Below are 17,221 nucleotides of genomic sequence, written 5' to 3' on the forward strand. Positions count from 1 at the left end.
GCTCCGGGGGCGGTGGCCCCCTTCCTGTCTGGTCCGCTACTTCCGCTACCTCCGCTACCGCCCTGGTCAGGGGCATGATCCAGGTAGCGGATAGGGGTAGCGGTAGCGGATGGAGCCGCTACCGGCCCCGGTTTCGTGGCCGCGGGGCGGGTAGCGGATGGGGTGTTGCGGTAGCGGATGCGGAGCGGCTTGCCGCTACCCGGAAACCGCCTCTGAGCTGCCCGGTAGCGGAGGTAGCGGAAGTAGCGCACTTTCCGCGGGGGGTGGGCAGTAGCGCTGCCACGCGTCGTGCAGATCGCTCGCGTAGTAGCCCTTCATGACGCTCCCGCCTGCCTTGATGTTGCGGGCCGCGATGGGGGTGTTGTCCGCGGTCATGTACTCCCGCAGCATCCGTGACAGCCCGCGGGCATCGAGCGGCTTGCCGCTCATGTCCGCCCACGGCGCCTCTTCGAGGCTGTGCAGCCTGTCGAGGATGGCGACGGTTGGCAGGCGGTCGATGCCGTTGAACACGTAGTCGCGCAGGTCCGTGAGCAGGCGGATACCGATGCTGCCCTTGTCGCTGGTCTTGGCCGCGTTCACCAGCTCGATGCACGCGGTGCGGGCGCGCTCCGGCCACGCGCCGCCCGCGGCGTCCGCGATGGCGAGCAGAGGCTCCCACACATCCGCAGGCCGGTCGCTGATGCCCTCCGGCAGTGCCGGGAACACCCCGTCGACCAGGTGGCGCACGGACTGTGTCCATGCGGCGAGCCGGTCACGCAGCGCGTGGCCCTCCTTCTCGTGGATGCGCTGCCGGAACGGCTCAACCCGCTCGTTCGGTGCGCGGCGGCGCATGCGGACGATGACCGAGCGGGTCAGGATCGTGTCCGGCAGCGAGCCGAGCCCGGCGACCGCGACCCCGCAGAATGACGGGAACTCCTGTACCTGCTGATTGGAGCCGTCGCCCACGCAACGCCACATGACGCCTGAACGGCGGTGACCGGCGTTCAGGAACCCGCGGAGCTGTTCGTTCTCTCCGGCCTTGGGGCCAAAGACAGTGTCGATCTCGTCGAACAGGATGGTCGGCCGTCCCTCCATCCCGGACACCGCCCGGAAGAGCGCGGAGGCCGAGGCGTTGACCGCCACCATCGGTTGCGGCACGAGGGTTTCCACGATCTCCAACGCGCGGGACTTGCCGGAGCCCGGCTCCGGCGACAGGAACGCGAGCCGCGGTGTGGAGTCGAAGCAGTCGAGCAGGTGCGCGTGTGCGTCCCACAGCGTCACGGCGACGTACGCGGCTTCGAGGGGGAAGATGTTGAAACGGCGGTGGAAGGCTTCGACCTCATCGAGCAGTGCGGAGCCGTCCATGGCGGGTTCCTGCGGGTTGGCGCTCATGCCGCCTGCCTCCCTTCCTGGTTGGTGCGGAGCGGGCATGCGTCGCGGTGGGCGGTGTGGTCCTCGATCAGGGCGAGCACCTTCGTGTGGCCGACGGCGCTGCGGTCCCTGCCGCACAGGCACTTCGAGGTGGCGGTAGGCACGGCGCCGCGCGGTGCGCAGATGCACAGCCACGCGATCGGGTACCGGCCGTCGCCCCGGTGCGGGTCAGGACGAAGAGCAGATGGGACGCCCTTGCGGGCGACGCCTTTCGGCTCGCCCACGGCCGGACCGAGCGCGGCTTGTGCGGCGGCGCCCGGACCGGTCGGGGTGGCGGGAAGGCTCTTCAGTGCATGGCGGGGCGGGGTGCTCATGCCGCCCTCCCCTGACCGTTGCGGGCAATCGACCAGTTAAGACCGCTGCGAATGGTCGCTTCACACGACCGCGGCGACAGACCGGCCTGCTCCCCCGACCACTGAAGAGCCTCCTCAACCTGCTCCCTGGGAAGGTCGCCCCACGCGATGAACCGCCCCAGGGCTCGCGCCGCCCGCAGCAACGTGGCGTTGCGCTCGCCCTCCGGGGCCTGCCGTACGGACGCGGTTTCCGCGTTCAAGCCCGCTGCGGCGTAGCTGGACGCCCGTACGGACGACGGTGCAGCCGTTAGCGCCCGCGAAGCCTGACGGACCGTCAGGCAGGCGTACAGCCATTCCGGCAGTGGTGCGGGCGGCATGTCGTTGACGACCGCGTAGGCGCCCGCGGGGGTGAGGCTGCCGGGGGCAACGACGTAGCCACCCCACGCGCGGGTGTCGATGCGCTTGCCGAGCCGTCCGGCCGTGTTGCCGAGCCGGGCACCAGGCGGGGCGGTGAAGTACAGATGGACCCCACCGCTCGCGGTCCGCACCGTGCGGGTGGTAGGCACGGCCTGCCCGGCGCGCTCGCAGAGCGCCGTGAAGGTCGTCACGCCGTTAGGCGTGTCCGTGCTGCTCTTGCGCTTGGGCATGTCGAGGTCGACGACGACCAGCCCGGACGGGCCGGTCGCGATGCCGACGTTGAACGGCAGGTCGCCCCACGCGCGGCGGATGCGGTCCGGGTCGATGGTGGCGCGCTCTTCCCACTTGCGGTGACCGCCGGCGCAGTCCCCGATGCCGGGGCAGACGTCCTCACCATGCAGGGCCGGACGCTTGTCGCCGGGGCGCAGAGGGAGGACGGCCCACCCGCGCTCCGCGGCGTCCAGGGCTGCGAACAGGAGGTGACGATTCATGCCGCCACCTCCAGGGCAGCGGTCGCGAGGAACGCGCGGCCGATCCACTCCGTGTAGGCGGGCGGGATGGCCTCGGTCAGTTCCTCGCGCACGTCAGTCCACGTGATGCCCATCGCGGCCTGAAGTTCCGGGATGGACGGCTTGCCCCCGCCGTTGCCGTACGCGGCCACGTACGGGCCGTCGTAGAAGCGGCCGTGCCGGTAGCCGCGCACCCGCCCGCGGTGCGGGACGTGCGCCGGCTGCTCGATGATCCAGCCGCCCAACTCGAAGTTGCGGTGCCGGATCACCCCGAGCCCGAACATCTCGCCGCACAGCGTGAGGTCTTTGCGGATCTCGGCACGGCCGTTGGGCTGCTCGATGACGTACGGCAGACCGGTTTTGTCGAGCAGGTCTCGGGTGGGCACCACGAGGTCTTCGTGGGTTCCGCCCCACCCCTGGGACCGGTTGGTGCCCACGGTCAAGGCGCACTTGTCCTGGCACGGAGGGGAGGCGTGCACGAGCGTGTACCGCTCGATGTCCCCAGAGAGGATGAGCGCGGCGAGCCGTTCGAGCGCGTCGCCCCGGTGGTGCGGGAAGGGGTAGTTCGGCCGGTCGGCGATGTCGACACCGTCCACGACAAATCCGGCACGGGCGTAGCCCATGGCGGCGCCGCCGGCGCACGAGAACAGATCCAGCAGGCGCGGCCGGAGTCGGCCGCGCCCCATCGGGGTGGCATGGGCCGGATGGCCCTCGCCGAATGCACGACGTTGGGTCATGCTGGAGGTCTCCTTGTTCTGTTGGAGGGACAGGAGAACCGGGGCGGGCGCAGGCTTGTGGTGAGACGGCGCCCGCCTCGGGCGTAGCTAGCCGTGGAAGTGGTTGCGCTTGAAGACGGCCTTGCGGATGTTGAAGGTGTTGCCGCCGCTGTGGCCGCTCGCGCTGAAGACCTGCACGGCGACCCATCCGCCGAAGACGACGGCGGCGAGGGTGATGAGCTGAGTGATGAGCGCGGTCAGCGCAGTGATGAACGCGGTCAGCAGGAACAGCCCACCGCAGACCGCACCGAAGCCGATGCCCCCGAGGGCGATGTTCACCGCCGCGCGGGAGACGGGCGGCTTGGCCGCGACGGGGTCGGGCTTGGCGGGTTCGACGGTGTAGCCGGTGACGACGCGGCCGTCCGGCAGGACGATGCTCGTCACGGCCGGGATCGTGCCCGGCTGCACCGGTACGACCGGCGCCGACGGCATCGGGGCGAGCGGTGTGGGGCGGTGTACTTCCACGGCCGCTTCACGACGGCCGGGTACGAGGTTGGCGTGCTCGTGCACAGCGAGCCTCCTTCAGTTCCCGAGGGCGGACAGGGCGTCGGCGGACGCCTGCACGAGGTTGTGGATGGGCTCGTACGCGCCGGTCCCGGCGGCGAAGAACCCGAACAGGAACAGGACGATGGCCGCGCCGCCTCCGGCGGACTTGGTCTTGACGGCGAGGGCGGACGCGGCGCCGAACAGCAGCACGGCGGAGATGTTCAGGATCATCGGGAGCCTTCCGGTCAGGGGGTGTCGGTGCCGGCGCGGTAGATGCGGGCCCAGCGGTTGTAGAGCCAGCGGCCGACGCGTATGCGCTTGCCGGTGGCCTTGCAGCGGCGGCAGTCCTTGCCGCGCTTCATGCGGCCCTTGCGGTCGGTCTTCATCGCGAAGCCCCAGCCGTTGCACTTGCGGCAGTTGCCGAACGGCGAGGCAGCGCACACTGCGACGTAACACAGCGTTACACCCAGAATCAGGGTGATAGCGAGCAGGACAGGGGTCATGACGGGCCCTTCCAGGCGGGTTTCAGGGGTTTCCGCAGGTGGGCCGCTATCCGCTAGCGGCCTGATCAGAGCGGGTTTGGGGCGCTAGCGGGGCCGCTAACGTTAGCGGGGTGTGCCGCTAGCGCTAGCGGCCCCGGACGGTCAGCCCGCGTCCCGCTTTCCGTCACGCTCCGCAATCGCGGCGACGATGTGGGAGCGGTCGATACCGCGCCGGTTGACGACCTTGCCCTTCACCCGGCGGCCCACCTGGATGGTGGAGACGCCGTGCGGCTTGAGCGCGGCGGCGAGCCCTTCGGGGTCCCAGCCGTCGTAGACCTCCTCGCGCAGCTCTGCGAGCCGGGCGACGACGGTTTCGGACCACACCTTGGGCTCATCGGCCGGCACCACGGCGAGGATGTCGCGCAGCAGGTCATACGCGCTGGTGACTGGCTCGGGTGCCTCCCCGAGCGCGTGCCCGGACAGGGTGCCCGCTTCCTCGCGCAGGCGGCGAGCGCGGGCTCCGACGTCTTCGGCGGCACGGCCGTCGATGTAGATGGCGCGCACGATCCGGGCGTCCGAGCCTTCACCGACGAAGTAGTGAATGCCCTTGTCACCCCAGGCGAACATGGTCGCCCGCACGCCCCGCTTGTAGGCGGACGTGCCGAGCACCATGTCGTTTTCGAGCTGACCCATGACCTTCAGGCACCAACGGGCCGACGCGTTCGCAGAGATGCCCGTGGGCAGCGCCTTGGCATCCGGGCGCTGCGTGGCGAGCAACAGCACGATGCCGGTGGCCGGACCGCGCTTGACCAGGTCGGTTGCGATCTCCTCGAACTCCTTGGCGTGCTCGGGGTGCTCGAACAGCACCTGGCACTCATCCACTCCGATCACGATCGGGTGCAGACCCAGGGAGCGCTTGTCAGCGAGAGTGCTGGTCACCTTCGACTCCGGGCAGACATCCCGCGGAAGCGAGCGGATCACCTTGGTGCGGCGCCGCAGTTCCTCGCGCAGTGCCCGGAAGTCGTTCAGGCAGTACTCGATGGACTCGTCGTCGTCGCCCGCGGCGTGGCGGTGGGAGACGGCATCGCCAACGGGGTCCAGGTCGCCTGTGCCCTTCATGTCGTAGGTGTGCAGCTCCGCGCGCGGGTCCAGCGCAGCGATGAGCAGCAGCAGCCTGAGCAGGAAGGTCTTGCCCATGCGCGGGATGGCGCCGATGACGCCCGCGATGTACATCAGCGTCGCTTCGATCCAGCGTCCGCGCTGGTCGGTGCCGTAGGCGACCGGCTTGAACAGGTCGACCGAACCCGACTTGAGCAACGGCCACTTGGGCTGCTTGGCGCGGGACATGTCCTGATCCCCCACCCACAGCACGAGGTGACCGGTGTGCTCATCCGGTACCGCCTCGGGCCACACGCACCCGAGAGGGCGGCGCAGGCCGGAGGCGAGCCGGTCGCGACGCTCGATGACGTCGGTCACCGTGACGCCGTACGGGAGATTGCCCTCAGCTCGCCATCCGGGGCCATCACGGGTGATCGGGGCAGTGAACTCGAACCCGTCGCGCCCCTTGGCCTGCGCCTGGTTGATGGCGGGGATGCCGAGAGCACCCAGCGCCCGCAACACGATGTCACTGGTGAGCTTGACCGCCTTGGGCAGTTCCACCGCGCGGTGGATGACCGGGGCATCCGCGCGGCGTCCGGCGAACCCGAGCGCCATCACGACCGCGCTCACCGACACCGCCTGAAGCCAGTCGGGGGCGAGCACGTAGATGGCGAGCGCGGAGCCGAGCCCGACGAACATGGCGAGCACGGCCACGAGGGTGCGCAGTCGGACCCGTCCGTCGCGCTGACGCGACAGCTTCAGGTACTCCGCGGCGTCCTCACGCCGGACCGCGGCGAGTCGGACCGGCTCGCCCTCACGGTCGGCCACCCACCGCATCGTGCCGCCCACGAACCGGGCAGCGCCGGTCGGGGCTTGCAGGGCGAGCCGGGCGGCGTAGACCGGGGCACGCAGCGCGTGGTACCCGGCGGAGTGGGCGTAGTGGCGGGCCACCCACGCCGTGGCGGTCCGCAGTTCCGCCACCGACCGCAGCCATATAGGAACGACCGCACGGCGCTGGGCGCCGAGCAGCCGACCGAGATAGCCCGGACCGGTGGCCGTCGGGATCGGCAGGTCGACCATCACGCGCGCGGTCGGGTCGCCCGACTCGGCACCCGACCGACCGGTCTCGGAGTCGGCCGACGGGTCGGAGTCGGGTCGGGCGGTCGGGTCGGGCGACTCGGTACGGGCCGACCGCGCCTTGTCGAGGTCGACTACCTCACCCCCGGAGTCGGCGTTCATCTCCGCTTCGAGTCGGTTGAACAGTTCGTTGTCGTCGTCGGGGTGCTTCACTGAAAGTCCCTTCCAAAGGGAGGAAAGGCGGGGTCCGGCCGTCGCTGTAGGAGGTGGGCGGACGGACCCCGCCGGATCGTGATGTGCAGGTCAGGCGGCGCGCTGTTCCTCGGGGTAGGCGCAGGGCACGCACATGCCGAGCGACGTGGGGATGACGTATCCGGCGTCCTGTCGGCAGGCGGGGCACGTCCGGCGGGCACGGTTCGCCTTGGCGAGCGCGGCCCACTTGCCCGGCGTCATCGGCCGGACTGGCTTGGCGCGGTCGACGCGGTAGAGGTAGGCGACCAGTGGGCCACGCCGGTAGCGCGGGCGCATGATCTGCGCCGCGATGGACTGCCCACCGGGCCGTAAGCCGCGGGCCCGTAACTGCCGTTTGGTGGCGAGTCCGTCGGGGGCACAGCGCCACGGGTAGGTGGGCAGTCCGTGCCTCGCGCCGGTCGGGTCGAAGCACTTGGCGAACATCAGGCGGCCTCAGCCGTCGTGCCGTCGCCCTCCGCGTCGTCCACGGAGTGCAGCGGACGGCCGTCGACGCGCTCTGCCTTCAACTGGTCGCGGAGCTTGCGGGCGTTGGCCTGCGAGACATGCAGCGTGGTGCGCAGACGGTCCGCGGTCAGCTCCGCCCCGGTCCACTCTGCGGTGACCGTGCGCGCCTCGGTCAGCGCCTCCTCGAAGGTGCGCTGCGTCTTGGCCTTGCCCTTTACGGGTGTCCGGCGGCGCGGGCGCGACTTGGAGTCGACCGGCGCCGGCGGATTGTCCGCCGGAGGCGGTGCGGGCGCCTCCTGATCGGCAGCGGGGGCCAGGTCGCCCATGCGCAGCATCACGCGCTCGCGCCGCGGGGTCTTCGTCCGCCACTTGCGGCCGTAGCGCTCACGCAGGTCCGCGCGGGCCAACTGCCGTTCCTTCTCTCGTGCCAGCGCTTCGGAGTAGGAGGTGACCTCCCACAGCGTCATGCGGCGCCACAGCGCGAAGGTGGAGGGGAAGGCCAACAGCCAACGGGAGAACCGGATCTTTTCCATGCGCCGCCCAGTGGCCGCGCCGATCCGCACGGCGTAGATGTGCGCGCCGATCTCGGAGAACACCACCCACAGCAGCGGCATCGTGCCGTGGGCGACCTTGGCCCACATGCCATGTCCGGCAGCGATGTTCAGCCCGCAGGTGATCAGAGTGAGCACCCACGGCACGAACCGCACCCAAGCGAGCGCCATGTCCATCCGGATCAACAGCAGGTTGGCGACGGTGAACACCGGGATGGCCACGTCGATCCCGACCGGCAGCATCCACGGAACGTGGAACCCCCATCGGGCAGCGGCGGCCGACACTGCGTCGAAGGAAGAGATCAGACCGAGCGCGCCGACGCCGGCCGCGGCGAGCGCTCCAATTCCGGCGAGCCCCATCTCCGGCTTCGTCAGCGGCGGCACCCCAGACGCGGGCGTCTCGAGGGCGGGGGTTGTGGTGGTCATGCCGCCACCCCCTTGCGTGCCGCGCGGCGGCGCCGGGCGGGGCGGGTCAGCGGGATGACGTCGAACAGGTCCGGGTTCTCCTCGATGACCTGCGCGGCGATGCGGATCAGGTCGTCGGGAAGGTCTGGGTTGTCGGCGAGGATGTCGCGCGCCGCGTCCTCGCGGGCCGCGCGCTCTTCGTCCGTCTCGCCCTCGACGCCGAGCCACAGCTCAACCGGGGTGCCGAGCGCCAGCTCCGCGAAGTCCGCGGCAGAGACGGCCTGTTGGTGGCCGATGTACGTACGCATGACAGCTCCTGAAGTGGGAGGGACACGGAGCCGGAGAGCCGCAGGCGTTTGGTGAGACGGCGACTACTCCGGAAGAACCCGAGCCGCAGTGCGACAGGGGAAAGCGCCCCGACCGGGAGTCGAACCCTGTCTACGACCATCGGGGCGGTAGTGCGTGTCTCCTTCATCGCGACCGCGCTCCCGTATCAGGTAGAGCTGTCCGGCCTCGAAGTAGGCGTATGGAGACGTGACCTTTCGGTCTAAGCCCTCCGGTTAATGCCAAGGCGCCGGGTCGCCTCCCCCCGTCCGATGCGGGGCTCCTGGTCGTGCGGTCTTGCAGGTCAAGCACTTACGGAGACAGCCCGGCGAAGCCCTTCCTGGCCCGCCGTGCTGATGCGTAACAGCATGTACTAGCACGTACCACGACGCAAGAGTGCCGCGAAGATTCGTGCTAGGTCGTACTAGGGGTGGGTACGCTCGATGGCGTGATGAGCGCTGAAATCTCGAAAGACGACCCGAGACCGGAGTCCGAGCAGGCGGCCGACATCCTGCGGCAAGAGATCCTGCGTGGCGACATCAAGCCGGGGGCCCATGTGGGGTCCGTACGAGACTTGGCTACGCGCTTCAAGATCTCGGGAATGACAGTGCAGCGCGCCCTCACGATCCTCCGCGAGGACGGGCTCATCCTGACCACGTCGCGCGGCAGCTACGCCCGCGACCCCGAGCAAGCCACCGAAGCCAGCGAAGCCAACGCGGGCGTCGACCTTCCCGAAGTCCTGCGTCAGCTCGAGCATCTCACCTCCCAAGTCTCGGAACTCCGCGGCAGGCTCGAAGCGCTCGAAAACCGCTCCGTGCCGGGTGGTGCGTGATCTGCAACCAGCATGCCCAGAACGGGAGTTGAGAGGTAAGTGACAGCCTGGGGACGGCAAACCGGAGGAGGGGACATGTTCGGTGACACCCGCCTGTCACCTTCCCTGTCCCCCCGGCTCGCGCGCGAGACTCGGAGCAGGCACTCGGAGGAGGGCGCATGACCGACAACAGGCCCGCATGGGCGCGGCGCATCGCGGCTGAGCGGATGGCACGCGACTGGTCGCAGCGTGACGCAGTCAGGGCCCTGCGGGCGCACGCCCCCACGGAGCTGCCCGCGGAAGAGAGCATGATTCGCCAGTGGAAGCGCTGGGAGTCCGGCCAGGCACCGAACGACTTCTACCAACCGATCATCGCAGCCACGTTCGGCACCGTGACGCACGCGCTCTTCCCGGCGCCCTCACGGCGGGACGGAGACAAGGAGATCTTGGCAGCGTCCGGCATGGAGACACTGGAGATCGTGAGCCGTCTCAACCGGTCCGACGTCGACAACGCCACGCTTGACGCTCTGCGGATCACCACCGACCGACTCGCCTCGGAGTATCCGTTCATGCCGAGCGAGCAACTTCTCATCGAGGGGCGCCAGTGGCTTCGCCGTGTCGTCGAACTTCACTCGAAGAGCCTCACGCTCGCTCAACACCGCGAGGTTCTCGCGCTGTCCGGCTGGCTCGCCCTACTGGTCGGATGTGTCGAGTACGACACGGGCGACCGCCACGCGGCCGAGTCGACGCGACAGGCTGCGCTCTCGCTTGCGACCGAGGCTGACCATGCGGAGGTTGCCGGGTGGGCGCACGAGATGCGGGCATGGTTCGCCCTCACTACCGGCGACTACCGCGGCGTCATCGCAGCGGCGCGGGCCGGAGCCGAGACGGCGGCCCACCACGGCGTGGCCGTGCAGCTTGCTGCCCAGGAAGCCAAGGCATGGGCGCGGCTCGGAGACCGCCGGCAGGTCGAGGTCACCTTGGACAAGGGGCGGCGAATGCTCGAAGGGATGCCGCACCCCGAGAACCTGGACAACCACTTCGTGGTGGACCCCGCCAAGTTCGACTTCTACGCGATGGACTGCTACCGCCTGGTCGGTGAGGACAAGCTCGCGCGCACGCTCGCCGAAGAGGTACTGAGGGTAGGAACGGACTTCGACGGCACCGACCGCTCGCCGATGCGTAACGCTGAAGCTCGCGTCACGCTGGGCGTAACGGCGGCACGTGAGGGCGACTTGGAGCAGGCACTCACCATGGGTGAACGGGCTCTCGAAGGGGACCGCCAGTCAGTGCCGTCGCTCATCATGACGAGCCGAGAACTCGCTGCCGAGATGAGGCGCCGATACGCTTCGGAGCCGGCGGCACAGGACTACCTTGCCCGGCTACACGCACTGGGGCACGAGAAGCCCGGGTTCCTGCCCCAGTAAGCGACCGCGCCGATGGCTGCTAGTCATACCTATGCGGTGTACACAAAGCACCCCTACCAGGCACCAGCGGCTGCTAATCTCACCTCATGGACCTTGAGGGCGAAATCGAACTTTACCGTCGCAAGATCGCAACCGACACTTATCCGATGTCCATCGGCGAGTTGTCAAACCTCTACCGCGACGAAGAAATTGATATTCATCCGGAGTTCCAGAGAATCTTCCGCTGGGAGCAATCTCAGAAAAGTCGACTCATTGAGAGTATCCTCCTCGGCATCCCCCTGCCTAGTGTTTTTGTAGCTCAGAACGAGAACGGCATCTGGGATGTAGTTGATGGTGTTCAAAGAATGTCCACCATCTTTCAGTTCATGGGGATACTAAAAGACGAGAACGGCGAGCTACACGACCCGTTGATTTGCTCCGATACCCCATTTCTGACGCAACTCCAGGGATGCTCCTACGAACCCCGGACGAACTCGATCCGAAGCCTCTCCTCAACTCAGCGTCTCGATTTCAAGCGTGCACGCATAGACATGAAAATCATCAAGAGAGAGAGCGACAATCGAGCAAAGTACGACCTCTTCCAGAGATTGAACTCATTTGGCTCTACGGCGACCCCGCAAGAGCTGCGAAACTGCCTTCTCGTTAGTCTCAGTAAAAAGCACTATGAATGGCTCGGAAAGCTTTGCTCCATCGAGGCGTACTTGAAGGTCATCGATCTCCCGGAGCGGCTCATCAACGAGCAGTACCACATGGAACTAGCGCTCCGGTTCATCTTCCTGAGGAAGATTGAGTCCACAAGACTGGCTTCGGTTGGGAACATCGGCGACTTCCTCACTTCCGAGCTTATCCAATTCGTCGAATGGGACGATACCCGCCTGGAGGAAGAGCGCGAAGTTTTCCAAAAGGCCTTTGAGAGCCTCCACGCCGCCGGAGGTTCCGACATCCTGAGACGCTTCAACCCGTCTCGGAACAGAACAGAGGGCCCTTTCTCGCTCACAGCTTTCGAGGCCATCGCACTCGGCATTGGATTCCACCTCCCTGGAATCGACTTGAGCCCTGAAGACGTTCGAAGCAAGCGCACAAGCCTGTGGTCCAACGCACAATTTTCGGCTGGCCATGCCACCGGAATGAGGGCGGATCAACGCATGAAGAATACGATTCCCTTCGGCCGGTCTCTCTTTTCAAGCTGACGGGGGCGGGGCGTTGGATCTGGAGAAATTCAGCGACAAGGTTCAGAGAGACCTGTCCCTGCGGAAGCTAGAACTGTCGCGATTCTCGATTTTGTTCCAGGAGGGGAGCGATAAGCCTCAATTGGAACTCCTTTGTCGAGCCGCAACCGTCCTCTCCTATGCGCATTGGGAGGGATTCGTCAAGGCAGCGAGCGCCTTGTACATCAGACACATTAATGGCCAGCAGGTCCCTGTGGCGGATCTCAAGTATCCACTACAGGCGGCGTATATTTCGTCGCACTTCCATAGGGCCTCTCAAAGTTCAAAGCTTCTCTTTCTCGGCGACATATTGGATCAAATCGACAAAGACAGAAAGGCAGTATTCTCGGCTCGCCCCGATAAATGCATAGACACAGAGAGCAACCTCTCGTCTACCGTATTTAAGTCTCTCATCTTGGGGCTCGGCCTCACCTACCGTGCCGACTACGAAACACGCCACGCCTTCATTGATGGACAACTGCTATTCGGGAGGAACCAAGTGGCGCATGGAGAGCTGGCCCGGTTCACCAGAGAAGAAGCAGAAGAGCGTCTCGTCGCAGTGCGCGATCTCCTAGACCTATATTCTGAGCAGCTACTGGATGCGGCAAGAGACAGGGCGTATATGGCGGGAACCTGAAGGTAGTCACGAAACCATGAATTCCGAGATGGCGTCGTGCAAGACATCAGAGACGTGCCGGAGTTTCCTGCGTAACGCTGACGTGGCCTCGTTGGAATTCCGCTCCCAGCCATCACAGAAAGCATCTCGGCCGCCGAGCGACGGGCGCGCAGCGGCCGATACGGCAGCAGTAAGTTTAGATGTTCCTGAAATTTGTGTCGTACTCGTGCGCTACACGGTGAAGCATTGAGTCGTAGTGAAAGATGTTCCCGATGGGAGGTGCCGGAGGATCCGTCACTACCGTCACCGGTGTGACGCCATCGTTGGGAAGATCTACCACGACGATGCCGAAACCGTCATATCCGCGATCGTTGCTCCCGCTTCGTCGCGGAAGCCGGCTCACGGCTTCGATCGCCTTCCGCGCGGCATGCGGTTGATTGTGCACGTTGGCATCCGGCCCGTTGTGACGATTGGTCGGACTATAAAACTTGTCGGCAGCGTTCACCATGCAGAAACCGACCGCCAGAGCTTGACTCGATGCGCCGTGAACAATCTGGTGGCTGGAGTTGAGCTCGTCGTACAACCGTGGGCCAGCCTTGCCGTGCTCCGTCATACAGGCTTTCGCTTCCAGGGCAGCGAGGACATGCCCCACGGGCGCTTCTCTGAGTTCAGGGAGGGCATCGAGACGAGCTTGCTGGTCCTCGGTCAGCTCGATGCCCCACTTCTTCGCGAGCGATGTGAGCGTGTAGGGCTTGCGCTTGGAGGTTACGCCAGAGCCTGGCCGGCACAGGACGAGGTCGAGGTCCTTCCTCTTGTCGTTAACGAAATCAACCATCTGATGGTTGATGCCGAAGGCGACCTTGCCTGCCTCGACATGAGCCCGCAGAAGACCGCTGGTCTGCAGCAGGTCGAACATGATCCCCCAGCAAGCAACCTTCGAGTGTCGATCGCTCCGGGGATGGTACTGAACCTCGTCGTTCTGCCTCTTCACAGGCTTGCTCAGAGTCCTGACGAGAATGTCTACCGCGTCCAAGGCACACCCCTTTCGGGGGAACCCTATCCGGTAGCACCGACAGCCGCCTGAACAACGTTGGCAGCGGCCATGAGCTCGACATGCTCCTTCATGTCGATGAGGAACTCCTCGTCAAACTTCAGCTTGGCCTTCTGAGTTCGCGAGTAGAAGCCTGCCGCGGCACGGTAGCTGAGAGGAGTCAGGCCGCTGAGGTCCACAAGGTCCAGGAGGTGCTTGTACTCCTGGTGCTCCGGCCACATCGAGGCGTAGGAACGCCACCTCTTGCCCTTGTGACCCCACGCCGCCGTGGGCCATCGAGCACTGTCTGACATGAGGTCAAACTCGGACTCGTCGTAACTACCTGGGTTGAGGAGTCGTTGGCCCAGCCACTTCGAGACACCAACAGTCACCGCATTGCCGACCAACTTCCAGCGGTCACGGCCAGCCTTCTTGTCAGCCGTGGCGTCGGTCAGGGTCCAATCCTTGCTGAAGCCCTGAAGCTGCTCTGCGTCGGTGATTGACGGAGTCACGATCCGATGGCCGGCCGGGTTGGTGGGGATCCAGATCGCGGGTGGTGAAGGAATGCTCAGACCGGATCCGCCCTTGACCGTGGGCACGGCGTCTCGAGCCCACCCCAGGCCGCGAAGCCCCTCGGTCCAGTAGAAGCCGTGGGCGTCCAGAGCGAAGCCATCCTCGCTCGGCTCGCCGGCGTCATCAGCGAAGAGCACAGCGCGCGGATCCTCGGTGAGACTGGCTACGAAGAGCACACGTTGCCGACGCTGGGGTACCCCCGTGAAGCGTGAGTCCACAAGTCGGTAGGCCCATGAGTACCCCAGAGCTTCGAGCTCCTGCACAAGGTGGAGCATGGCTGTGCCCTTGTCGAGCACCAACATGTTCCGCACGTTCTCCAGGACAAGCCACCGCGGGTGGTGCTTCTCGAGAAGCCGGAAGACGTGGGAGACGAGACCCGACTGCTCACCCCCGATGCCTGCCGTTCGGCCAGCTTGCGAGAGGTCCTGACAAGGGAACCCTGCGGTGACAACGTCGACGTCGCCAGGCAGAGCCTTGAGGTGCTGAACGTCCGGCTCAAGCGGGATATCGGGGAAGCGGTGAGTGAGTACAGCTTGGGCGGGAGCCCAAACTTCACAAAGGAGGGCTGTCTCAAGCCCGGCCTGCTCCAGACCGAGCTCAAGACCACCCACGCCCGCGAAGAGACCCGCAACGCGTAGGGGCTTCTGGCTCACGTCTACCTCATTACTCACGGTGGAGATCCTGTCATATGGGTCTGACAGAGCAGGCCGGAGTGCTCGACAAGCTCTGGCGGGGGGCCAAACGGGGGGCCAAACGGTGCAGCCGTACCAGGACTCCCGCGGACTGTCTTGGACAGTCTCGGAGTCGAACGAGCAGCCCTGCGAACTTGACCGCAAGGCCAAAGGGCACCTGATCGCGTTCGGGACGAAGAGGTCGTGGGTTCAAATCCCGCCACCCCGACAGCCGTAACACCAGGTCAGGGGCCTGATCCGCAGAGCGGGTCGGGTCCCTGAGTGGTTTTCGGGGGCTGCTGGGAGAAATCGGGGAGAAGATCTTGGAATCCTGCTCACCAGACAGACCTCCTGACGTGCACTGAGCCGATCTGGCAATAGAGCAGGGGCGCAGCGCCGCCAACCTGCACACACCCTGAGCCCGACGCCGAGCCCGGTACCGGCGCACCTGGCCAAAGGCGAGTCGATCGTGGGTCCCAGGCCTGCATTCAGGACGAGCCAGAGACAGGTGGGGAGCGAAGCGCCCAGGCAGCAGAGTCCAGTTTGGGCGACGGCTCCTTCGCTGAGTTACTCCTATAGGCCGTCGGCACCATGCTGCCAGTTACGATCACCACGCCTGCGTAGTGCGATTGAAAGGGCAGTCGCCTCCTCAGCGCGAGAGCATGCACAAGAGGCAACCTCTTCCCCGTGAACGGTGAGATCCGAGGTAGGGCAACGGATTTACTGCGTTTGATAGCAATGGCTGACGCAGTACCCGGAGTCTTGATTCCGAGGCCCGATGTGCTCGATCACAGGGGTGCGGCATGAGACCGATTCCCGAGCACAGATAGGCGCAACGGTGAGCATTGTCGACATCCTGTCGCCATCGGGTGAGAAGGCCGGCAGCATCGAACTCCCCGCGGAAATCTTCGGCGTTGAGAAGATCAGCGTTCCACTGGTCCACCAGGTCGCAGTCGCTCGGTGGCGTCGTCCACGGCCCGCAGCCACGCGACTACTCAAAGCGGACCCCGAAGAGAAGGAAGGCCGCGACCAGAGTCTTGGCGGCCTTCGTCGACGGGTTCTCGACCTCGATGACGCTGGTGACGACGCGACGTGGATGCGGTCGTGGCGGGCCCGGTCGGTGAGGGCGTGACACAGGGCCGGCCGGCGAAGTGTGGCGAGCGGGTCGAGCCCTGACGGGCGCGGCCGGTGCCCTTCTGGCGTGGGCGCGCCCCACCTGAATCGGACAAGTCGGTTCAAGGGAGCAGCGGCCCGCCAGGAGCCGAGGGTCCTCTACCCGGTGAGGCCAATGCGGGCGCAGGCCGTCCGGAGGCCGCGGCAGATCTGGTCGATCGTGTGCACGTGGTCCTTGACCAGGGTCTGCTCGATGTTGTCCTTCGTCACCGCGCGCGGGGTGAGCAGGACCGAGGGAATGTTCCGGGTGGTGGGACTGTCCGTGGTCGTCGGGGCGACGGTGCGCAGATCGTGGCCGCGGCCCAGCGCGACGGCCAGCTCGGCGGCCGCGGCCGCTTCCGTGCGGAACGGCTTGTAGACCGTCATGTACTGCTCGCCCTTGACGATACGGCGTACGGCGTCGAGGTCGGCGTCCTGGCCGGTGACCGGCGGCAGAGCCGTGACGCCGGCGCTCTTGAGTGCGGCGATGGCGCCCGCGGCCATGGCGTCGTTGGCCGACAGGACGCCGTCGATCCCGTTCGGGCCGAGCGCGGCGATGGCGGCGGACATATGGGCGTGGGCGTTCTCCGTGCTCCATCCCTGGGTGTCGTAGGCCCTGCCGATGCGCACCTTGCCCGCGAGGACGGAGAGCGCGCCCTGGCGGTACCAGGCCGCGTTGGGGCTGGTCGGGTCTCCGTTGAGCATCACGATCTGCCGGGCCTTGGCAGTGCCCATGGCGTTGAGGAGCGCCTCGCCCTGGAGCCTGCCGACCTCGCGGCCGTCGAAGCTGACGAAGCCGGAGATCGGGCCTTCCGCGAGCCGGTCGTAGGCGACGACCGGTACGCCCGCGGCGCGGGCCTCGCGGATCGAGGAACGCATGGCCTTGGTGTCCGCGGCATCGAGGATCAGGACCTTGACCCCCTTGGTGATCATGGAGTCCATCTGTGCTCGCTGCCGGGCCACGTCGTCGTCGGCGTTGGCGTACTCCAGGGTGCAGTGCGGGCACAGCTCCTTCACCCGCTGCTCGATCAGTGGTTTGTCGGAGTGCTCCCAGCGGGGCAGCGACCGGCTCGGCAGCAGCAGGCCCACGGCGAAGCCGTTCGCGCCCGCCTTGCCGTCGCCCTCGTCCCCGCAGGCCGCCTGGGACAGCGTGAGGAGTACGGCGAGGAGCGCCGCGAGGAGGTGCACTCTGCGGAAGGTCACGGCTGG

At 66.5% G+C, this 17,221-nt stretch carries 18 protein-coding genes and 2 pseudogenes; 5 read left to right on the plus strand and 15 right to left on the minus strand.

Features of this window, described 5'->3' with window-relative positions; all coding sequences use genetic code 11:
* Positions 1 to 195 precede the first annotated feature (195 nt).
* The 11 genes from ACQF4J_RS22060 to ACQF4J_RS22110 all read right to left on the minus strand — a co-directional run bounded on the left by ACQF4J_RS22060 (position 196) and on the right by ACQF4J_RS22110 (position 8,508).
* Entirely contained in the window at positions 196 to 1,371 is a 1,176-nt protein-coding gene (locus ACQF4J_RS22060) for a DUF3631 domain-containing protein (RefSeq protein ID WP_427166600.1), read from the minus strand.
* Entirely contained in the window at positions 1,368 to 1,724 is a 357-nt protein-coding gene (locus ACQF4J_RS22065) for a hypothetical protein (RefSeq protein WP_427166602.1), read from the minus strand. The genes ACQF4J_RS22060 and ACQF4J_RS22065 overlap by 4 nt, the downstream gene beginning before the upstream one ends.
* Positions 1,721 to 2,611 (minus strand): bifunctional DNA primase/polymerase, encoded by an 891-nt coding sequence (locus ACQF4J_RS22070; protein WP_427166603.1) that lies wholly within the window; start codon positions 2,609 to 2,611, stop codon positions 1,721 to 1,723. The genes ACQF4J_RS22065 and ACQF4J_RS22070 overlap by 4 nt, the downstream gene beginning before the upstream one ends.
* Positions 2,608 to 3,315 carry a DNA methylase gene (locus tag ACQF4J_RS22075; protein ID WP_427168604.1) on the minus strand — a complete coding sequence of 236 codons (708 nt, stop codon included), beginning with the start codon at positions 3,313 to 3,315 and terminating at the stop codon, positions 2,608 to 2,610. The genes ACQF4J_RS22070 and ACQF4J_RS22075 overlap by 4 nt, the downstream gene beginning before the upstream one ends.
* A 138-nt stretch (positions 3,316 to 3,453) precedes the next feature.
* Positions 3,454 to 3,915, minus strand: a complete 462-nt coding sequence (locus ACQF4J_RS22080; RefSeq protein ID WP_427166604.1) for a hypothetical protein — start codon at positions 3,913 to 3,915, stop codon at positions 3,454 to 3,456.
* Positions 3,916 to 3,927: 12 nt separating this feature from the next.
* A complete protein-coding gene (locus tag ACQF4J_RS22085) occupies positions 3,928 to 4,122 on the minus strand; it encodes a hypothetical protein (RefSeq protein ID WP_073492950.1) in 195 nt (64 codons plus the stop codon).
* A 14-nt stretch (positions 4,123 to 4,136) separates the two neighbouring features.
* On the minus strand, positions 4,137 to 4,394 hold the full coding sequence (locus ACQF4J_RS22090) for a hypothetical protein (RefSeq protein ID WP_037760950.1): 258 nt from the start codon (positions 4,392 to 4,394) through the stop codon (positions 4,137 to 4,139).
* Between the two features lie 141 nt (positions 4,395 to 4,535).
* On the minus strand, positions 4,536 to 6,761 hold the full coding sequence (locus tag ACQF4J_RS22095; RefSeq protein WP_427166606.1) for a cell division protein FtsK: 2,226 nt from the start codon (positions 6,759 to 6,761) through the stop codon (positions 4,536 to 4,538).
* Positions 6,762 to 6,851: 90 nt separating this feature from the next.
* Positions 6,852 to 7,223 (minus strand): RRQRL motif-containing zinc-binding protein, encoded by a 372-nt coding sequence (locus tag ACQF4J_RS22100; protein ID WP_318811206.1) that lies wholly within the window; start codon positions 7,221 to 7,223, stop codon positions 6,852 to 6,854.
* The gene (locus ACQF4J_RS22105; protein WP_427166607.1) at positions 7,223 to 8,221 is read right to left on the minus strand and encodes a DUF2637 domain-containing protein; all 999 of its coding nucleotides are present in this window, start codon (positions 8,219 to 8,221) and stop codon (positions 7,223 to 7,225) included. Before ACQF4J_RS22105 ends, ACQF4J_RS22100 begins: the two co-directional genes overlap by 1 nt.
* Complete coding sequence (locus ACQF4J_RS22110) at positions 8,218 to 8,508, minus strand: hypothetical protein (RefSeq protein ID WP_399332622.1); 291 nt, start codon at positions 8,506 to 8,508, stop codon at positions 8,218 to 8,220. Before ACQF4J_RS22110 ends, ACQF4J_RS22105 begins: the two co-directional genes overlap by 4 nt.
* 467 nt (positions 8,509 to 8,975) lie before the next feature.
* On the opposite strand from ACQF4J_RS22110, the gene ACQF4J_RS22115 reads away from it, so the two are divergent.
* The 4 genes from ACQF4J_RS22115 to ACQF4J_RS22130 all read left to right on the plus strand — a co-directional run bounded on the left by ACQF4J_RS22115 (position 8,976) and on the right by ACQF4J_RS22130 (position 12,607).
* The gene (locus tag ACQF4J_RS22115) at positions 8,976 to 9,356 is read left to right on the plus strand and encodes a GntR family transcriptional regulator (RefSeq protein WP_427166609.1); all 381 of its coding nucleotides are present in this window, start codon (positions 8,976 to 8,978) and stop codon (positions 9,354 to 9,356) included.
* Positions 9,357 to 9,514: 158 nt separating this feature from the next.
* On the plus strand, positions 9,515 to 10,762 hold the full coding sequence (locus ACQF4J_RS22120) for an XRE family transcriptional regulator (protein WP_427166610.1): 1,248 nt from the start codon (positions 9,515 to 9,517) through the stop codon (positions 10,760 to 10,762).
* Between the two features lie 86 nt (positions 10,763 to 10,848).
* Positions 10,849 to 11,952: a DUF262 domain-containing protein gene (locus ACQF4J_RS22125; protein ID WP_427166611.1), complete on the plus strand. Its 1,104-nt coding sequence runs from the start codon at positions 10,849 to 10,851 to the stop codon at positions 11,950 to 11,952.
* Positions 11,953 to 11,965: 13 nt separating this feature from the next.
* Positions 11,966 to 12,607: an MAE_28990/MAE_18760 family HEPN-like nuclease gene (locus ACQF4J_RS22130; RefSeq protein ID WP_427166612.1), complete on the plus strand. Its 642-nt coding sequence runs from the start codon at positions 11,966 to 11,968 to the stop codon at positions 12,605 to 12,607.
* A 175-nt stretch (positions 12,608 to 12,782) separates the two neighbouring features.
* Here the strand turns inward: ACQF4J_RS22130 and ACQF4J_RS22135 are convergent, their stop codons facing one another.
* Together ACQF4J_RS22135 and ACQF4J_RS22140 are read right to left on the minus strand one after the other, a co-directional pair.
* Entirely contained in the window at positions 12,783 to 13,502 is a 720-nt protein-coding gene (locus tag ACQF4J_RS22135) for a hypothetical protein (RefSeq protein ID WP_427166614.1), read from the minus strand.
* A gap of 140 nt (positions 13,503 to 13,642) precedes the next feature.
* Complete coding sequence (locus tag ACQF4J_RS22140) at positions 13,643 to 14,860, minus strand: DNA cytosine methyltransferase (RefSeq protein ID WP_427166616.1); 1,218 nt, start codon at positions 14,858 to 14,860, stop codon at positions 13,643 to 13,645.
* An 838-nt stretch (positions 14,861 to 15,698) separates the two neighbouring features.
* Here ACQF4J_RS22140 and ACQF4J_RS22145 point away from each other — a divergent pair.
* Positions 15,699 to 15,888 (plus strand): annotated as a pseudogene (locus ACQF4J_RS22145) (50S ribosomal protein L4); the annotation flags it as partial.
* Positions 15,889 to 15,890: 2 nt separating this feature from the next.
* On the opposite strand, the pseudogene ACQF4J_RS22150 reads toward ACQF4J_RS22145, so the two are convergent.
* Both ACQF4J_RS22150 and ACQF4J_RS22155 read right to left on the minus strand, forming a co-directional pair.
* Positions 15,891 to 16,077 (minus strand): annotated as a pseudogene (locus tag ACQF4J_RS22150) (50S ribosomal protein L4); the annotation flags it as partial.
* 55 nt (positions 16,078 to 16,132) lie between these two features.
* Positions 16,133 to 17,215 (minus strand): sugar ABC transporter substrate-binding protein, encoded by a 1,083-nt coding sequence (locus ACQF4J_RS22155; protein WP_427166618.1) that lies wholly within the window; start codon positions 17,213 to 17,215, stop codon positions 16,133 to 16,135.
* Positions 17,216 to 17,221 lie beyond the last annotated feature (6 nt).

The sequence above is a fragment of the Streptomyces sp. C1-1 genome, from assembly GCF_050214755.1.
Classification (GTDB): Bacteria; Actinomycetota; Actinomycetes; order Streptomycetales; family Streptomycetaceae; genus Streptomyces.